A 19405-nucleotide genomic window follows, 5' to 3' on the forward strand; every position below is an offset into this window, starting at 1 on the left:
ACAATATTTTTTTCTTAGTTCTTTTAATTTATTAACAGAAACTTGTACACAACGCTCTTGTGCGTCCATTAATGTTTTTAATGCAACAGGAGAAATTTTAGCTGGATAATAATATTCCAAGGGGTTAATTAATTGCGTATCAAAAGGTGGTGATTTAACTTCAAAGCTTCCACTTAATTCAAATACTCCCCCCGTTCCTTTATCTCTAGCAAAATGAGATGTATAGGGAAAACAGTTTTCTAAGTTAATACGTGTTACAGGCGAATGTTCAACTAATAAACGAAAACATTCATCGATATCAATACTCCCTTCACCAAGAGGCATTCCTGTAATTACCAGTGTTTCATCATCATGTGTAACAATATGATCTTTAAAATGAGTGCTATATGTATAAGGTGCTAATTTGCTCACTGTTACTATAGGATCTTCCCACGCCATCATGCCATTACCAATATCACAATGTGCACCAACCCAAATAGAATCAACATTTTTTACAATATTTAAGATTTCATCAGCCGTTTCATCTTCATGATTTTCTATTGCAAGACGTATACGATATTTTTTTAATAATGGAACAATAGACTTAATATCTTGAATAATTTTAGGGTATTGTTTCGGATTGTATTGTCCTCGACGAAACATATAAGTACGTATCACATCAGCACCAATTCCTCGAGCGATATCAATTGCTTTTGTTAATGCCTTTGGTGTTGTAAAACGTGTATCTAATTCACAATAAAGATTTTTATCTTCAATTGCCTGACGTACTTTTGCTAAATATTCAGGGCTATCACTTGTTAACACACCAAATTCTGGGTGTAATCCTTCATCAGGAATGATATTTAATTCGACCCCATCCAGCCCTAATTCAGTTGCTTTATTTATAAAATCAAAAACATCCATTACACCCTGCTGAAAAAATAGGTGATAGGACTCTGTTTCAATACCTAGTTTCATAATTTCTTCCTCGAATTCCTATACCCGTATTTAGCCATATTAAGAAAATAAAGTATGTGCTTAGGATCATAAAACTTAACTTAGTATAAAAATATTTTACTCAGTATTATCCGAGTATACTAAATATGGATTTCGACAACTTTTAACGTTAGAATTATTTAACTGTAATTATGGGTAAAATTTCTTATGGACCTTCCTACAAACCAAAAGATTACTGAAGAAGATCGGCATCTACTCCGCTCTTATATTCCTTTTCTCGATAATTTGGGGCAATTTCTCGGTGATTATTGTGAAATAGTGCTACATAGTTTTGAGGATTTACGCCATTCCGTTATCCACATAGTTAATGGACATGTTACTGGTCGTGGATTAGGTGCCCCCGTAACAAATATTGCTTTAGAAAAACTCTCAAAATTTAATCGAACAGATCAAATGTGGGAGGTTTATTTCAATACAAAAAGTGTTCGGCCATTTAAATCATCATCTACTTTAATTGTAAATAATGCAGGTACACCTATTGGTATGATTTGTATGAACTTTGCTCTCGATATGCCATTAAATGCATTAATAGATAGTTTTACTGATACAAATAATTTAAAACATGAAAATTTTTCACAAGATGTGAATAATCTTGTACAGAATCATCTAGAACCAATTAAAAAGAGAGTTTATGGAAATAAAAATATTCCAAGTAAATACAAGAATTTAGAGATAATTAAAGAATTAAATGAAAGTGGACTTTTTGAATTTTCAGCAACACATAAAATAGTATCCGCCGAATTAGGCATAAGCTCAGCAACAATTTATAAGCATTTAAGAAATTTAAGTAAGAAATAATAATAAGATTTACTTATTGTCTAGTAGGAGATGGGATCACTCCTGTCGTCCTCTAACAGCACCCTACTTACGGCTGCATATAAGGCGCCAAACACCATGCTCAGCATACTATAAAAAAACCAGTCCATTGTATGGACTGGTTTTTATCAATTCAGCTTAAAATTGAATAAACTTTAAGTTTCTTATTGATTATGAGAGCTACTACGGCGACGTGGTGCGTTTTCGTTATTACCGCGACCACGGAAGTTACCACGCTCGCCATTACCACGGCGTGGTGGTTGATCGCCTTTACTAAAGCGACGACCACCTTGTGGCTGACCATCACGACGGCTGCTATTACGGCGCTCACGGTAAGGTTGTGCATCACCCACTAACTGCATATTCAATGGTTTATTCATAATACGAGTACGAGTGAAGTGGCTTAATAAATCGCCTGGCATCCCTTTTGGTAACTCAATGGTTGAGTGAGAGCCATATAATTTGATATTACCAATATAACGGCTACTGATATCGCCTTCGTTGGCAATAGCACCAACAATATGACGAACTTCAACCCCATCATCACGACCCACTTCAATACGATAAAGATCCATTTCACCCGCATCACGGCGCTCACGACGTGGAGAACGTTCGCGATCGTTACGGCGATCGTCACGATCGTTAAATTCACGACGAGGACGACGTACTGGATCAGGTGGCAGAATAAGTGCACGCTCACCTTGAGCCATTTTCAGTAATACCGCCGCCAATGTTTCCATATCTAACGCTTCTTCACCTTGTGGCGCTAATTTTGGTAACAATGCACGATATTGGTCAAGGTTACTTGTTTCTAACTGTTGAGCGATTTGCTGAGCAAATTTTTCCTGACGACGCTGACTAATCAGCTCTGCGTTTGGTAACTCAACTTCAGGAATAGACATCTTCATCGTGCGCTCGATATTGCGCAGTAAACGGCGCTCACGATTATCAACAAATAGAATTGCACGACCCGCACGACCTGCACGGCCAGTACGGCCAATACGGTGTACATAAGACTCTGAATCCATAGGGATATCATAGTTGACAACCAAGCTGATACGGTCAACATCCAGACCACGCGCAGCAACATCCGTTGCGATAAGGATATCTAAACGGCCGTTTTTCAGACGCTCTAATGTTTGCTCACGCAGAGACTGATTCATGTCACCATTCAATGCCGCACTGTTATAGCCATTACGCTCTAAGGTTTCTGCTACTTCTAAGGTCGCATTTTTTGTACGAACGAAAATAATAGCTGCATCGAAATCTTCTGCTTCTAAGAAACGGATTAATGCTTCATTTTTACGTGCACCATAAGTCATCCAATAGCTTTGGCTAATATCTGGGCGTGTAGTTACACTGCTTTGAATACGTACTTCTTTTGGATCATTCATAAAGCGACGTGTAATACGACGGATAGCTTCTGGCATCGTCGCAGAGAATAATGCGGTCTGGTGCTCTGCTGGGATCTTACTTAAGATATTCTCAACATCTTCAATAAAGCCCATACGTAACATTTCATCAGCTTCATCTAATACTAAACCTTTTAGTTTAGATAAATCTAAGGTGCCACGGTTTAAGTGATCTAATAAACGACCCGGTGTACCCACAACAACTTGTGGCCCTTGGCGTAATGCACGTAGTTGAACGTCATAGCGTTGGCCGCCATACAGAGCAACGACATTCACTTTTGGTAAATGTTTAGAAAAATCTTCAATGGCTTCGGCAACCTGAACCGCAAGTTCACGGGTTGGTGCTAACACTAAAATTTGTGGTGCTTTTAATGATTCATCTAGATTGTGTAATAACGGTAAGCTAAACGCAGCGGTTTTACCACTACCGGTTTGTGCCATACCTAGAACATCATTGCCATCTAAAAGGAAAGGAATACATTGTTGCTGAATTGGAGAAGGCTTCTCGTAGCCTAAATCATTCAGTGCAGTCAAAATAGGTGCTGATAAACCTAGATCAGCAAAAGTCATATCGGTTTCAGTAGTCATGTCACTGTGCCTCATTCATTATGGCGGCCAGTTGACATAACATACCGCATGGTTTGTCGGTCTTTATCATCTAAAATGTGAACTGGCTCAAATTATATTATTAAACGAACAAACAAGCCCTCATCCTATGCAGATGATGGCTTTCAAACTGATCAAAGAAATGTTCGTCAGCTATTGCTGGTCCGATTCCGCTAGGTCTTCTTGTTGGCCTAACAGTGCTAATTCCAACAATGCGTAGCGGTGCTCAACAAAGTTATGTGCGTTGTTGGCAACCGTCAGCTTGAATAACGCTTCAGCGCTATCCATGTCCCCCAGACTTAGGTAATATTTACCTAAATAGAAGTTAGTTTCACTAAGATGCTCAGCGAGCGAAGTGTTATCGGTTGACGTTTCATTTAGCCTTTCCATTAATGTTTTTTCACTAATGTCACCTAAATAAAACTCAACTATATTCCATCCCCATTGTCCCGTTTTATTCGCCTGTAGGTATCGCTGTTTCAGCTGTTTTTTAGCAGAATCAGAGTCTATCTCTTTTTCAACAAGATATAACCAAAGCGAACGAATGGGATCATTTGGATCGACCTGATAAAACGCCTGCAGATCATCCTGCGCCAATTTCAATCGGCCACCATAGTATAAAGCGATACCACGATTAAAACGCGCATTATTGTAAGTTGGATCAAGCTCTAAAACAGAATCAAACGCTTCATAAGCAGCATCATAATTCGCTGCTTGCGTAAAATAGATACCTAGAAAATTAAAAATTTCTAGCATATCTGGTCTCATTGACAACGCCATTGAAAAATCATTGCGCGCCAATGCTCTTAAACCGAGACTATCATACAGCACACCACGCTCATATAAAAGCTGTGCGTATTCATCTTCGGTCAATGAGCGGCTCGCCAGAATTTGTTCTATACGAGCCAATATCACTTCTTGTTGTAAAGAAGGCTGTAGTGGAGTAGCAAAAATAGCATTCTTACGCCATTCTGGACTAGTGCTGCACCCGGAAATAAAGATGAAAACAGCAATAGAACAACTGCGCAGAAATGTTTTCATTTCTCACTCCCAAAGTCAGACTCTTTCAACAAAAAGCGTTTTATGACGTCCTACTTGTCAATCATAATAAGTCTCTACCGATACCTATGTCTAGATATCGGTAGTAGAATATCATTAATTTGCAGGATCTTCAGAAGAAGTTTCAGCTGCTTCCTGCTGGGTTGCTTGAGCCTCTTTCATGCTTAAGCGGATACGGCCTTGGCGGTCAATTTCCAGTACTTTCACTGGAACTTCTTGACCCATAGTCAGGTAATCACTTACTTTCTCAACGCGTTTGTCTGCGATTTGAGAAATATGCACCAGACCTTCTTTACCACCGCCGATAGCAACAAATGCACCGAAATCAACGATACGTGTTACTTTACCGTTATAGATACGGCCAACTTCGACTTCTGCCGTGATCTCTTCGATACGAGCGATAGCTTGTTTTGCTTGTTCGCCACTAGTAGCTGCAATTTTCACTGTACCATCATCTTCGATTTCGATAGTGGTCCCAGTTTCTTCCGTTAATGCACGGATAACCGAACCACCCTTACCGATAACATCTTTGATCTTATCAGCATTGATTTTGATAGTGTGAATACGTGGTGCAAACTCAGAAATTTCTGCACGAGGCTGGCTAATTGCACTTTCCATTACCCCTAAAATATGCAGACGTGCGCTTTTCGCTTGATTTAACGCAACTTGCATAATTTCACGAGTGATACCTTCGATTTTGATATCCATTTGTAATGCACTGACTCCGTTACGGCTACCCGCAACTTTAAAGTCCATATCACCTAAATGGTCTTCATCACCTAAAATATCAGAAAGAACAACGAAGTTTTCACCTTCTTTTACCAGACCCATTGCAATACCAGCAACAGATTCTTTAATTGGTACACCAGCATCCATCAGTGCTAAAGAAGCACCACAAACAGATGCCATTGAAGATGAACCATTGGATTCTGTAATTTCAGACACTACACGTACTGTGTATGGGAATTCTTCAATCGTTGGCATAACGGCTAATACACCACGTTTTGCTAAACGACCATGACCAATCTCACGACGTTTTGGCGAACCCATCATACCTGTTTCACCGACAGAATATGGAGGGAAGTTGTAGTGCAGTAAGAAGGTATCGGTATGCTCACCCATGATGTCATCAATGGTTTGTGCATCACGTGCAGTACCTAAAGTAGCTGTTACTAATGCTTGCGTTTCGCCACGAGTAAATAGCGCAGAGCCATGTGTACGTGGTAATAAACCTGTACGAATATCTAAAGCACGTACCATGTCTTTTTCACGGCCATCGATACGAGGTTCACCCGCTAATACACGAGCACGAACAATTTTCTTCTCTAAACCAGAGAAAATTTCAATGATTTCGCCTTCGTCTAAAGACTCATCTTCTGCTAATAATGTGCTGATCACTTCATCACGAATAGCATCGATTTGCTCATAACGCTCTTGTTTTTCAGTAATACGATACGCATCACCAATACGAGTTTGTGCTAATTGAGCAATACGATCATGTAAAGATTGGTTAATAGGCTCTGGTGCCCAATCCCATTTTTCTTTACCGACTTCGGCAACTAATGCATTGATATTTTCAATCACAACTTGTTGTTGTTCATGACCAAATACCACTGCACCTAACATTTGTTCTTCTGATAATAAATCAGCTTCTGATTCAACCATCAGTACCGCACCCGCAGTACCTGCAACCACTAAGTCTAATTTACTAATTTTCAGTTCATCAACGGTTGGGTTCAGCACATATTGACCATCAATAAAGCCAACACGAGCACCACCGATAGGACCATTGAAAGGTACACCTGATAATGACAGTGCTGCAGAAGCACCAATCATAGCAACGATATCTGGGTTAACTTGTGGATTAACAGAAACCACAGTCGCAACTACTTGGATTTCGTTTAAGAACCCTTCTGGGAATAGTGGGCGTAAAGGGCGGTCGATAAGACGCGCGATTAAAGTTTCACCTTCGCCAGGACGACCTTCACGACGGAAGAAACTTCCTGGAATACGGCCAGCTGCGTATGAACGCTCTTGATAGTTAACGGTGAGTGGGAAGAAGTCTTGTCCTTCTTTCACTTTTTTCTTAGCAACAACGGTAACAAAAACAGCAGTGCCGTCCATGTCAACCATTACAGCAGCCGTTGCTTGGCGAGCCATCATGCCCGTTTCTAACGTAACGGTATGTTGACCGTATTGAAATTTACGAACTGTAGGATTCAGCAAAATAATATCCTTTATCTTATTGTCGCATGATATTTAGCGACGATGAATAATCTTTTCTCCGCTACGTCCCCTCGCGACTAATGGAAATATTTAACTTAACCACGTTTAAACACTTTCATTAGCCGCGCGAATTGTCGCAACTAGAGAGACTAAATAACCATCACCACATTAAAACATAACGACTCATTTTTGAAATAGCACTTTCTTAAAAATAGCACTTTCTAGTAGAAAAGGGGCCTACGGGCCCCTTTTCACTGAAACTCACTTGATTAGCGACGCAGACCTAAACGTTCAATCAGTGCAGTATAACGAGCTACATCTTTACGTTTCAGGTAGTCCAGCAGATTACGACGGCTGGAAACTTTACGCAGCAGACCACGACGGCTGTGGTGATCTTTTTTGTGCTCTGAAAAGTGACCTTGCAGGTGGTTGATTTCTGCAGTCAGCAGTGCGATCTGAACTTCGCTTGAGCCAGTATCGTTAGCATCACGACCGAATTCAGCAACGATCTTTGCTTTCGCTTCAGTACTTAGAGACATAATAAAACTCCAATAAAAGTAAAATTTTCAGATAGCCAATCTCTAATTCAGCTATCCAACTCAGCCACCTAAACAGATAGCCGCATTATTCTACGCTTCAAACACACTTAGCGCAAGAATTGCTATTCAGGGTTATTGAGTGCCTTATAATCCACGACTAATCTTTTCGGTGCAACTAGACCATCTTTGATGATCGCAAGGCCAATAAATTTTTTCTCATCGCCTTCGGTGACTCTGACCCATTCCCCTTCATCCAAGGTGTGATTTACCCGAACCGGTTGCCCCAGTTTTAAGTAACCCGCCATAATGGCGGTTAAATGCACCACAGGGAAATGTGCAACCGCAGTATCCATAGGCAATAATAAGGCATCTAACGCAGGAAATGGTGACTCATCTTGTTGCTGAGCATCATCAATGATTGCGCGCAATTGCTCAAGCGTCACCATACGCTCTTTCGGATAATCTGCGACTTCTAAACGACGTAAGAAAATCACATGGGCACCACAGTTTAATTTCTCACCCAGATCATCAATGATAGTGCGAATATAGGTACCTTTAGAACAATGAATTTCTAGTTCTAACTCATCGTCTTCCCAGCGAATAAATTGCAATTCATACACGATAATGGGTCTTGCTTCTCGCTCAACTTCAATACCTTGTCTTGCATATTCATAAAGTGGTTTACCTTGATGCTTAAGTGCTGAATACATTGAAGGAATTTGCAATGTTTCACCACGAAAACTCTCTAACGCAGCATCGAGCGCTTGCTGGTTAAACTGTACCGGTCGTTGCTGGATCACTTGTCCATGAGCATCAGAGGTATCTGTTCTTTCACCTAATTTGGCAATCACTCGATAGCGTTTATCTGAATCCAATAAAAACTGTGAAAACTTTGTCGCTTCACCTAAACAGATAGGAAGCATACCTGTCGCTAAAGGATCTAAAGCGCCGGTATGCCCCGCTTTGCTTGCATTAAACATGCGGCGTACTTTTTGCAAAGCGTCATTCGATGAAATATCTTGAGGCTTATCAAGCAATAATACGCCGTTAATCTCACGCCCTTTACGACGACGCCCCATTACTCTTCCTCTTTATGACGGCGTTTTTCATCATCTTTGACAACATTTGACACAAGGTTAGACATACGCATACCTTCAACTAATGAATTGTCATAAGCAAATGTTAGCTCAGGAACAACACGTAAGCGCATCGCTTTACCTAATAAAGAGCGAATAAAGCCTGCTGCTTCGTTAAGGGCTTTTAAGCCATTTTCTACCATTTCTTCATCGCTTTCTTCACCTGCTGATAGGTTTAAAAAGGTGACAAATACTTTGGCGTAAGCCAGATCACGTGAAATTTCAACACCGGATACGGTGGCCATTCCAATACGTGGATCTTTTACTTCGCGCTGTAAAATGATGGCGATTTCTTTTTGCATTTCCTGAGAAACACGCTGAGCACGGCTAAAATCTCTTGCCATTTTATCTCTCCCTGACAATGTCGTTATCACTCTATTGTCATTATTGATCCAATTTTAAAATCGATGATATCTAAAGAGTATACATAAAGTCACGTTTCACAACCGCTTTGCGCTTTTTTTCTCTTTAGCAATAAATCTGCTCTTTAGCGTTATCTTACCCTGTTCTTTTAATGACATAAATTACTGAAAGCCAATCTATTTCGCTTATATTGAAAAATACAGAAAAGAATAAAGGGGGAATAGCATAAAGAGAGGAATAAGAAGGGAGCCATTAAGCTCCCTTCTTTTTTAAATCAGACGTACTCGATTAATCGATAGAACGTTTAATTTCGATAACTTGGAACACTTCAATCATATCGCCAACACGGACATCGTTGTAGTTTTTCACACCGATACCACATTCCATACCATTACGGACTTCGTTGACATCATCTTTAAAGCGACGCAGTGATTCAAGCTCACCTTCGTAAATAACCACGTTATCACGTAATACGCGAATAGGATTGTTACGTTTGATATTACCTTCAACCACCATACAACCCGCGATAGCGCCGAATTTAGGTGATTTAAACACATCACGAACCTCAGCAAGACCCATGATTTCTTGTTTGTATTCAGGCTCTAACATACCGCTCATTGCTGATTTAATTTCATCAATCAAGCTATAGATAACGGAGTAGTAACGTAAATCAACACTTTCTTGTTCGATAATACGACGAGCAGAAGCATCAGCACGAACGTTGAAACCAAGAATGATAGCATCAGAAGCAGCCGCTAAAGTCGCATCTGTTTCAGTGATACCACCCACGCCAGAACCGATAATTTTCAGTTTAACTTCATCTGTAGAAAGTTTAACTAATGCATCAGTGATGGCTTCACAAGTTCCTTGAACATCCGTTTTCAGTACGATGTTCAGTTCAGAAACTTTACCTTCTTCCATGTTAGCAAACATGTTTTCCAGTTTAGATTTCTGTTGACGAGCCAGTTTCACTTCACGGAATTTACCTTGACGATATAAGGCAACTTCACGCGCTTTTTTCTCATCACGAACAACGGTTGCTTCATCACCCGCAGAAGGTACATTAGACAGACCTAAAATCTCAACAGGCATTGATGGGCCGGCAGATTGTACTTCTTTACCTAATTCGTTACGCATTGCACGAATACGACCGTATTCAAAACCACACAGAACGATATCACCTTTATTCAAAGTACCTTCACGAACAAGGATAGTCGCAACAGGACCACGGCCTTTATCGAGGTAAGATTCGATAACAACACCGCTTGCCATACCTTCTTTTACTGCTTTCAGTTCAAGTACTTCCGCTTGTAATAAGATAGCATCCAGCAACTCGTCAATACCTAAACCTTGTTTTGCTGACACATGGATAAACTGAGTCTCACCACCCCAATCTTCTGGCAGAATGCCATATTGAGACAGCTCAGTTTTAACACGATCAGGATCAGCTTCTGGTTTATCAATTTTGTTCACGGCAACAACAACAGGCACATTTGCTGCTTTGGCGTGTTGGATAGCTTCGATAGTTTGTGGCATCACACCATCATCAGCAGCAACAACCAGAACAACGATATCCGTTACCTGAGCACCACGGGCACGCATTGAAGTAAATGCGGCGTGACCTGGAGTATCTAGGAAGGTAATTTCACCTTTGTCGGTTTTAACGTGATAAGCACCGATATGCTGAGTAATACCACCTGCTTCACCTGAAGCCACTTTCGTTGAACGAATGTAGTCGAGTAAAGAGGTTTTACCATGGTCAACGTGACCCATAATAGTCACAACAGGCGCACGAGATACAGCCATTTCATCGCTAGTATCACGGTCGTTCATCACTTGTTCTTCTAACTCGTTTTCACGACGTAAGATAACTTTGTGACCCATTTCTTCCGCAACCAGTTGTGCCGTTTCTTGGTCTAAAACTTGATTGATGGTTGCCATTGCACCCATTTTCATCATTGTTTTAATGACTTCAGAACCTTTCACTGCCATTTTGTTTGCTAAATCAGCAACTGAAATAGTCTCACCAATGACAACATCACGGTTTACGGCAGCGGCTGGCTTATTGAAGCCTTGCTGTAATGTGCTATTTTTACGTCCTTTGCCTTTCTTGTTAGAACGGCCAGCAGCGCGAGCTTCTTCACGATCTGCTTTTTCAGAGTGACGGTTATTTTTCTTTGGACGAGGGGCTTTTGCTGCACGACCACGGCCACGGCCACCTTCAACCTCAGCATCACTTTCATCTTCTGCATCACGCGCATAGCGAGATGTCGTCACATGATAGTCAGTACCTTCTGTTTCAGATGACGTATCTGAAGTCCATTTTTCAGCATTTTCTTCCGCTAAGCGACGCGCTTTTTCTGCTGCAATGCGAGCTTCTTCTTCAGCTTTACGACGCTGAGCTTCTTCTGTTTTACGTTTCAGTTCAGCCTGTTCGGCTATGCGACGTGCTTTTTCCTGATCAGCCTTATCAGCTTTTGGTTTCTCGTTTTGTTTCACTTTGTCTTTTTCCGCTGCTTCGCGCTTAGCTAATTCCGCTGCTTCACGTTTTGCTTCTTCAGCTTCACGTTTTGCCTTTTCTTCAGCCTTTTTCTTGGCTTCTTCAGCTTCACGTTTTGCTTTTTCTTCAGCTTCGCGCTGTGCTTTCTCTTGTGCTTCGCGCTGTGCTTTTTCTTCTGCTTCGCGACGCGCCTTTTCTTCCGCTTCACGCTGAGCTTGCTCTGCCGCTTGTGCTTTTTCAACTGCATCACGGTTCACATAAGTGCGTTTTTTGCGGACTTCGATGGCTACTGATTTATTTTTGCCACCTGTACCAGGAACACTTAACGTACTACGCACTTTGCGCTGTAACGTTAATTTTTCTGGTTGGCTGGTTGACTCTTTATCACGGTTCAACCAAGCCAGCAAGGTTTCTTTCTCTTTTTGGGAGACAGAATCAGAGACGGTTTTCTTAATACCGGCATCAGCAAACTGCTGTACCAAACGTTCAACCGGTGTCTGAATCTCTTCTGCAAGTGATTTTACTGTTTCATCTGTCATTCTGTTCCTTCCTGCTCAGTTGTTACGCATCATTCCCAAACCAGCAGATATTACGAGCAGCCATAATGAGTTCGCCTGCGCGCTCACTATTTAAACCGTCAATATCAGTTAGGTCGTCGATACCCTGTTCGGCAAGATCTTCCAGTGTGCAGATACCACGGGCAGCTAGATCAAATGCTAAAGAACGTTCCATGCCTTCGAGAGCTAATAAGTCCTCAGCTGGCTGGTTATCGCCTAGGCTTTCTTTTTGAGCTAGTTCAATCGTTGTTAATGCCGCTTTTGCTCTTTCACGTAATGCTTCAACTGTTTCTTCATCAAGACCGTCGATAGCTAACAGTTCGTCAATCGGCACATAAACTAACTCTTCAAGGGTAGAGAAACCTTCTTCAACTAAAACAGTTGCGAAGTCTTCATCAATGTCGAGATGCTTAGTAAATATTTCAATGGCTGCGTTTGCTTCTGCCTGATGCTTAGCATTCAGTTCATCTGCAGTCATGACATTCAGTTCCCATTTGTCATCACCACGATGTTTTTTCAGTAATTGTGCTGCTAAGCGAACATTTTGACCATTACGGCCAATCGCTTGGGCAAGATTACTGCTTTCAACAGCGACGTCCATTGTACATTTGTCTTCATCGACAACAATAGAAGCAACATCTGCCGGAGCCATTGCATTAATCACGAATTGTGCAGGATTATCATCCCACAGAACAATATCAATTCGTTCACCGCCCAGTTCACTGGAAACGGCTTGTACACGTGCACCACGCATACCAACACAAGCACCCACAGGGTCGATGCGTTTATCGTTGGTTTTTACAGCGATTTTGGCACGAGAACCTGGATCACGTGCTGCAGCTTTAATCTCAATGATCTCTTCGCCAATTTCAGGTACTTCAATGCGGAATAATTCGATCAGCATTTCAGGACGAGAACGTGTTACGAAAAGTTGTGCACCACGAGTTTCTGTACGAACATCGTATAAGACACCACGTACACGGTCACCTGGGCGGAAATTTTCACGCGGTAGCATATCTTCACGTAAGATAACGGCTTCTGCGTTATTTCCTAAATCTAGGGTGATGTTATCGCGGTTTACTTTTTTCACAACGCCCGTGATAATTTCGCCTAATTGTTCGCGGAATTGATCAACAACCATCGCTCTTTCAGCTTCACGTACTTTTTGTACGATCACTTGTTTTGCGGTCTGGGTGGTAATACGGTCGAAAGTAACAGACTCAATTTGGTCTTCAATGAAGCCGCCTAGTTCAATTTCAGGCTCTTCGTATTTAGCCGCTTCAAGTGTGATTTCACGAGTAGGCTGAGTAACTTCTTCAACCACAAGCCAACGACGGAAAGTATCAAAATCCCCCGTTTTACGATCAATGCAAACTCGTACATCAATCTCTTGCTCATATTTTTTCTTAGTCGCTGTCGCTAATGCAGTTTCCAGTGCTTCGAAAATCTTCTCACGAGGAAGAGATTTTTCGTTAGAGACCGCTTCCACAACAGCCAGAATCTCTTTGTTCATCCTAGTTGCCTCTTCAAAACTTAAAAGTGGGGTACCAGGTTAGCTTTCTGGATGTTGCTCAGTGCGAACACTTCGTCTTTACCATCCACAGTAACCGTGATCATTTCGCCAGCGACAGACTTAATAATGCCCTGCCATTTACGGCGGTTTTGCATCGCAATTCGTAATACAACGGCGACTTCTTCGCCGATAAATTGCTCATAATGCGTTGTAGTGAATAAAGGTCTTTCTAAACCAGGAGATGAGATCTCAAGGTTATAAAATGTTTGAATTGGATCTTCAACATCCAGCACAGCACTGACCTGGTGGCTAACATCAGCACAATCATCAACAGTGATACCTTCTTCACTATCAATATAGATACGCAATGTTGATACTCGACCACGAATAAACTCAAGACCAACAAATTCAAAGCCTAATGCTTCTACTGGTGCTGAAACCATCGCTGTTAATTTTTGCTCTAATGTGGACAAACCCACCCCCAAGGCATAAAAAAAGGGCTTATAGCCCAGTATTCTATTCTCTGATAACAAAAAACCCCGAAATTCGGGGCTTTATGCAACTGGACCCTGTAACTTGCCAATCGAGATAACCTCTTCTACGGCACATTCCACTCAGGATCATAATCGGTTTACAAGATGATTAATGAGAAAAGTGCTGTATTGTTAGAAGTGGTTGCGGGGGCTGGATTTGAACCAACGACCTTCGGGTTATGAGCCCGACGAGCTACCAAGCTGCTCCACCCCGCGTTCGAAAAACGTGGCAAATTTTACGCTGATAACAAGCAAAACGCAAGCTATCTGGAATAATGGTGCCGAGAACGGGACTTGAACCCGTACGCCCGTTTTGTAGGCACTACCACCTCAAGGTAGCGTGTATACCAATTTCACCACCTCGGCACTTTAATGAGACTGTTTATTTAACCAAAACCCCAAACAATCTCATTTTTAACTATTACTTAGTTTACTGCGGAATATCTGTGTTTGCTGGTGCTACAGGCGCTGCTAATTGCTCAGCTTTTTTCGCTTCTTCTGCAGTCTGCTCGATAGACATCCACTTACTGTCTTCACGAACAGTTTTATTGGCACTTAAATTACCTAAAATAAGGCAAAGTACAATAAACACTGTTGCTAAAACAGCGGTCATACGGGTCATGAAATTTGCTGAACCGCTTGAACCAAATACTGTACCGGAAGCACCTGCACCAAAAGAAGCGCCCATATCAGCACCTTTACCCTGCTGTAACAGGATCAGACCAACCAGCCCTGTTGCTGCAATGATAAGAATAACAATGAGTGCTGTATACATTTGCGTTACCTATTCTATGGAACTTATCGCCTATGCGATAACCTTCGATTGCTTCACCCGCTTTAGTTCAACGACCTTACTAAGCGGGTGTGAATACTAACCAAACCTGAACTGACAAGCAAGGTTATTTTACTATAAAGTGATTAATTGAAGAAAAAAACAGCAATTAGCCAACATGTTTTACTGCATCAGCAATACGATTCGCCATCGCTGTGACTTGCTCTTCATTTTCGCCTTCAACCATCACTCGAATTAATGGTTCTGTTCCTGATTTACGTAATAAAACGCGTCCCTTACCACCAAGCTCCGCCTCAACTTCTTTTGCGACTTGCTGAACTTCTGTGGATTGTAGAGGATCGTGATTTCCCGTAAAACGAACATTCACCAAAATTTGTGGTAATAATTTCATGCCACTGCATAGATCATGCAAGCTCATATGGTTACGAACCATTGCGCTTAATACTTGCAGACCAGCAACAATACCATCACCCGTTGTTGTCTTATCAAGTAAAATAATATGACCCGAGTTTTCCGCCCCTAAACGCCAGCCTTTTTCTTGCAATTTCTCAAGTACATAGCGGTCACCCACTTTGGCTCTCACAAAAGGAATACCAAGCTGTTTTAAGGCAATCTCTAACCCCATATTACTCATTAGTGTACCGACGGCACCACCACGTAGTTGACCTTGACGCAATGCTTCTCGCGCAATGATATAGAGAATTTGGTCACCATCTACTTTTAGGCCTTTATGATCAACCATAATAATACGGTCACCATCACCATCAAAGGCTAAACCAACGTCGGCACCCTCTTCTAACACGCGTTTTTGCAACATGCGTACATCTGTTGCACCACATTCGTCATTGATATTGATGCCCGTAGGCTCACAACCAATAGTGATAACCTCAGCCCCGAGTTCACGAAAAACATTAGGCGCAATATGGTAAGTTGCACCATGGGCACAATCCACAACAACTTTTAACCCATTTAAATTATTTTCGTTAGGGAACGTACCTTTACAAAATTCAATATAACGGCCCGCGGCATCAACAATGCGATTCGCACGCCCTAATTCTGCGGACTCTACACAAGTGATCGGCTTTTCCATTTCCGCTTCAATAGCTTCTTCTACTTCATCAGGTAGTTTTGTACCATCAATGGAGAAGAATTTGATGCCATTATCATAATAGGGATTATGAGAAGCAGAAATCACTATGCCAGCTTCTGCTCTGAAAGTACGGGTTAAATAAGCGACCGCGGGGGTTGGCATCGGGCCTGTAAATGAAGCGGATAATCCCGCAGCAGCAAGACCTGCTTCTAGAGCCGATTCCAACATATAACCAGAAATACGAGTATCTTTACCGATAATGATTTTACGTGAGCCGTGACGTGCAAGTACTTTACCTGCAGCCCAGCCTAGCTTTAATACAAAATCAGGTGTAATAGGGCTGTCACCTACTTTTCCACGGATACCGTCTGTTCCAAAGTATTTACGTTCGCTCATTCATTATTTTCCTTTGCAGAAAGAGTCGCCTGCACGACTTTCATCGCATCTACAGTCTCTTTAACATCGTGTACACGAATAATTTGTGCCCCTTGCATTGCAGCAATAACTGCGCAAGCAACACTACCAGCAACACGCTCTTGTGGCGGAACATTGAGTAACTGTCCTACCATTGATTTACGTGACATTCCGGCGAGTATCGGTAAACCAAAGTGATGAAAATCACTTAGATGTGCTAATAATTGATAATTATGCGCTAAATTTTTACCAAAGCCGAAGCCTGGATCAAGAATAATTTGATTTTTCTCGATACCAGCATCAATACAACGTTGAATATTCTCTGCCAGAAAAGCATCAACTTCTATCATCACATTCTTATACTGCGGCGAATGTTGCATTGTTTTAGGTAAACCTTGCATATGCATAATACAAACAGGTAACCCCGTTTTTGCAGCCGCCTGAAGTGCTCCAGGTTCGGTAAGTGAACGTATATCATTGATAATAGAGGCACCCGCTTGAGCGGACTCCGTGATCACTTGTGCTTTGGATGTATCAACAGAAATCCACACATCAAAACGTTGCTGGATAGCTTCGACCACAGGAATAACACGATGTAACTCTTCATCGACAGAAACATCACTGGCACCCGGCCTTGTTGATTCACCACCGATATCGATGATAGAAGCCCCTTCAGCAATAAGTTTAGCGGCGTGGTTAATAGCATCATTAAGAGAGTTATGCGTTCCGCCATCAGAAAATGAATCTGGCGTCACATTTAAAATGCCCATCACTTGGGGTGAAGATAAATTAAGCTCTCTTCCTCTGGCAATTAATTTCATTTCGTTGATACCTATATAAAAAAACCCCAGAAAGCCTGGGGTTTGTATTTATAGCTTACTCAATATAGAACCCGATAAGGATTAATGAGTATTGTTATCAGAAGGTGTGTCACTCTCTGATCCTGACTTATTATTTGGCTCATTCGTCACATGTGTTTGTGTCGGCTGTGCTGTAGCGGTATTTGCACCACTATTGCCATTATTGCCTTCCCAACCTGCCGGTGGACGAACTTCACGACGATTCATTAAGTCATCAATTTGAGGTGCATCAATGGTTTCATAAGTCATTAATGCATCTTTCATTGAGTGCAGAATATCTAGGTTATCCATCAGGATTTGACGAGCACGGGTATAGTTACGATCGATGATAGCTTTAATTTCTTCGTCGATAGTACGTGCCGTTTCATCTGACATATGTTGCGCTTTAGCAACTGAACGACCTAAGAACACCTCACCGTCTTCATCAGCATACAGTAATGGCCCTAATTTTTCAGAGAAGCCCCACTGTGTCACCATGTTACGCGCAATATTGGTTGCCACTTTGATATCATTAGAAGCCCCTGTCGAAACATGTTCAGGCCCATAAATGATCTCTTCCGCTAAACGACCACCATAAAGTGTTGAAATTTGGCTTTCCAGTTTTTGACGGCTGGCACTGATTTGGTCACCTTCAGGTAAGAAGAAAGTCACACCTAATGCACGTCCACGCGGGATAATCGTCACTTTATGTACCGGATCATGTTCAGGCACTAAACGACCAATAATGGCGTGTCCCGCTTCATGATAAGCCGTTGATGCTTTTTGTTCTTCGGTCATAACCATTGAACGGCGTTCAGCACCCATCATGATCTTATCTTTTGCTTTTTCGAACTCGACCATTGAAACAACACGTTTGTTACCGCGTGCAGCAAATAGTGCAGCTTCATTAACCAAGTTTGCCAAGTCAGCACCGGAGAAACCCGGAGTACCACGAGCAAGGATCGCAGGATCAACGTCTGGTGATAATGGCACTCGGCGCATATGCACTTTCAGAATTTGCTCACGACCACGAACATCTGGTAAACCTACGACGACTTGACGGTCAAAACGACCTGGACGTAATAATGCAGGGTCTAATACGTCAGGGCGGTTAGTTGCGGCAATCACGATGATACCTTCGTTGCCTTCAAAACCATCCATTTCGACCAGCATCTGGTTCAGCGTTTGTTCACGTTCATCATGACCACCGCCAAGACCGGCACCACGTTGACGACCAACCGCATCGATTTCATCGATAAAGATGATACAAGGTGCTGCTTTTTTAGCCTGTTCAAACATATCACGAACACGAGAAGCACCGACCCCGACAAACATTTCAACGAAGTCAGAACCAGAAATAGTAAAGAAAGGTACTTTTGCTTCACCAGCAATCGCTTTTGCTAATAATGTTTTACCCGTACCAGGAGGACCAACCATTAGGATACCTTTCGGAATTTTACCACCTAATTTCTGGAAACGACCCGGATCACGTAAATACTCAACTAGCTCGCTGACTTCTTCTTTTGCCTCATCACAACCTGCAACATCAGCAAAGGTTGTTTTGATTTGGTCTTCTGTCAACATGCGAGCCTTACTCTTACCAAAAGACATCGCACCTTTACCGCCACCACCTTGCATTTGGCGCATAAAGAAGATCCAAAGACCAATCAGTAAAAGCATTGGGAACCAAGACACAAAAATTTGTGTTAGAAGGCTTTGACCTTCAATGGGTTCACCGGTCACTTTTACATTACGGTTCATTAAAGTGGTCAGCAGGTTATCATCACGCATAGGCATATACGTGCTGTACTTTGAGTTATCTGTTTTAGTTACATTAATATCATAACCACTTATGCTGACCTCGCGTAACTGGTTATTAGTTAACTCATTGATAAAGGTAGAGTAATCCACCTTACGACTATTCGAATCGCTGGGTCCGAAGCTCTGGAATAATGACATCAATACGACTGCAATGACTAACCAGAGGATCAGGTTTTTCGCCATGTCACTCAA

Annotated in this window: 15 protein-coding genes and 2 tRNA genes; 1 reads left to right on the forward strand and 16 read right to left on the reverse strand. The window is 41.9% G+C overall.

Annotated elements, in window-relative coordinates; translation table 11 throughout:
• Positions 1-957: sugar phosphate isomerase/epimerase family protein (locus AACU98_RS08965; protein ID WP_161735846.1), on the reverse strand; the 957-nt coding region annotated here is incomplete at its 3' end.
• A 186-nt stretch (positions 958-1143) separates the two neighbouring features.
• On the opposite strand from AACU98_RS08965, the gene AACU98_RS08970 reads away from it, so the two are divergent.
• Positions 1144-1794, forward strand: a complete 651-nt coding sequence (locus AACU98_RS08970) for a helix-turn-helix transcriptional regulator (protein WP_004246231.1) — start codon at positions 1144-1146, stop codon at positions 1792-1794.
• A 182-nt stretch (positions 1795-1976) separates the two neighbouring features.
• On the opposite strand, the gene AACU98_RS08975 is transcribed toward AACU98_RS08970, so the two are convergent.
• From AACU98_RS08975 to ftsH, 15 genes are all read right to left on the reverse strand, one after another.
• Positions 1977-3812, reverse strand: coding sequence for a DEAD/DEAH family ATP-dependent RNA helicase (locus AACU98_RS08975; protein WP_026090516.1), 1836 nt, complete (start codon positions 3810-3812; stop codon positions 1977-1979).
• Between the two features lie 171 nt (positions 3813-3983).
• Positions 3984-4871, reverse strand: a complete 888-nt coding sequence (gene nlpI / locus AACU98_RS08980) for a lipoprotein NlpI (protein ID WP_143475792.1) — start codon at positions 4869-4871, stop codon at positions 3984-3986.
• Positions 4872-4985: 114 nt separating this feature from the next.
• Positions 4986-7115, reverse strand: coding sequence for a polyribonucleotide nucleotidyltransferase (pnp, locus tag AACU98_RS08985; RefSeq protein WP_004246234.1), 2130 nt, complete (start codon positions 7113-7115; stop codon positions 4986-4988).
• A gap of 269 nt (positions 7116-7384) precedes the next feature.
• Positions 7385-7654 (reverse strand): 30S ribosomal protein S15, encoded by a 270-nt coding sequence (rpsO, locus tag AACU98_RS08990; RefSeq protein ID WP_004253005.1) that lies wholly within the window; start codon positions 7652-7654, stop codon positions 7385-7387.
• Positions 7655-7776: 122 nt separating this feature from the next.
• Positions 7777-8733: a tRNA pseudouridine(55) synthase TruB gene (truB, locus tag AACU98_RS08995; protein ID WP_161735848.1), complete on the reverse strand. Its 957-nt coding sequence runs from the start codon at positions 8731-8733 to the stop codon at positions 7777-7779.
• Positions 8733-9134, reverse strand: a complete 402-nt coding sequence (gene rbfA / locus AACU98_RS09000) for a 30S ribosome-binding factor RbfA (protein ID WP_004246236.1) — start codon at positions 9132-9134, stop codon at positions 8733-8735. Before rbfA ends, truB begins: the two co-directional genes overlap by 1 nt.
• 307 nt (positions 9135-9441) lie before the next feature.
• Positions 9442-12192, reverse strand: coding sequence for a translation initiation factor IF-2 (gene infB / locus AACU98_RS09005; protein ID WP_004246237.1), 2751 nt, complete (start codon positions 12190-12192; stop codon positions 9442-9444).
• Positions 12193-12214: 22 nt separating this feature from the next.
• Positions 12215-13723 carry a transcription termination factor NusA gene (gene nusA / locus AACU98_RS09010; protein WP_004246238.1) on the reverse strand — a complete coding sequence of 503 codons (1509 nt, stop codon included), beginning with the start codon at positions 13721-13723 and terminating at the stop codon, positions 12215-12217.
• Positions 13724-13743: 20 nt separating this feature from the next.
• On the reverse strand, positions 13744-14196 hold the full coding sequence (rimP, locus tag AACU98_RS09015; RefSeq protein ID WP_004253010.1) for a ribosome maturation factor RimP: 453 nt from the start codon (positions 14194-14196) through the stop codon (positions 13744-13746).
• Between the two features lie 199 nt (positions 14197-14395).
• Positions 14396-14472, reverse strand: a tRNA-Met gene (locus AACU98_RS09020).
• 60 nt (positions 14473-14532) lie between these two features.
• Positions 14533-14622, reverse strand: a tRNA-Leu gene (locus AACU98_RS09025).
• Positions 14623-14686: 64 nt separating this feature from the next.
• The gene (gene secG, locus AACU98_RS09030; protein WP_004246240.1) at positions 14687-15031 is read right to left on the reverse strand and encodes a preprotein translocase subunit SecG; all 345 of its coding nucleotides are present in this window, start codon (positions 15029-15031) and stop codon (positions 14687-14689) included.
• A gap of 166 nt (positions 15032-15197) precedes the next feature.
• Complete coding sequence (gene glmM, locus AACU98_RS09035; protein WP_004246241.1) at positions 15198-16535, reverse strand: phosphoglucosamine mutase; 1338 nt, start codon at positions 16533-16535, stop codon at positions 15198-15200.
• A complete protein-coding gene (gene folP, locus AACU98_RS09040) occupies positions 16532-17374 on the reverse strand; it encodes a dihydropteroate synthase (protein ID WP_004246242.1) in 843 nt (280 codons plus the stop codon). Before folP ends, glmM begins: the two co-directional genes overlap by 4 nt.
• A gap of 81 nt (positions 17375-17455) precedes the next feature.
• Positions 17456-19396, reverse strand: a complete 1941-nt coding sequence (ftsH, locus tag AACU98_RS09045) for an ATP-dependent zinc metalloprotease FtsH (RefSeq protein WP_004246243.1) — start codon at positions 19394-19396, stop codon at positions 17456-17458.
• Positions 19397-19405: the final 9 nt, after the last annotated feature.

Origin of the sequence: Proteus sp. G4380 (assembly GCF_963885725.1) — a bacterium.
Taxonomy (GTDB): domain Bacteria; phylum Pseudomonadota; class Gammaproteobacteria; order Enterobacterales; family Enterobacteriaceae; genus Proteus; species Proteus mirabilis.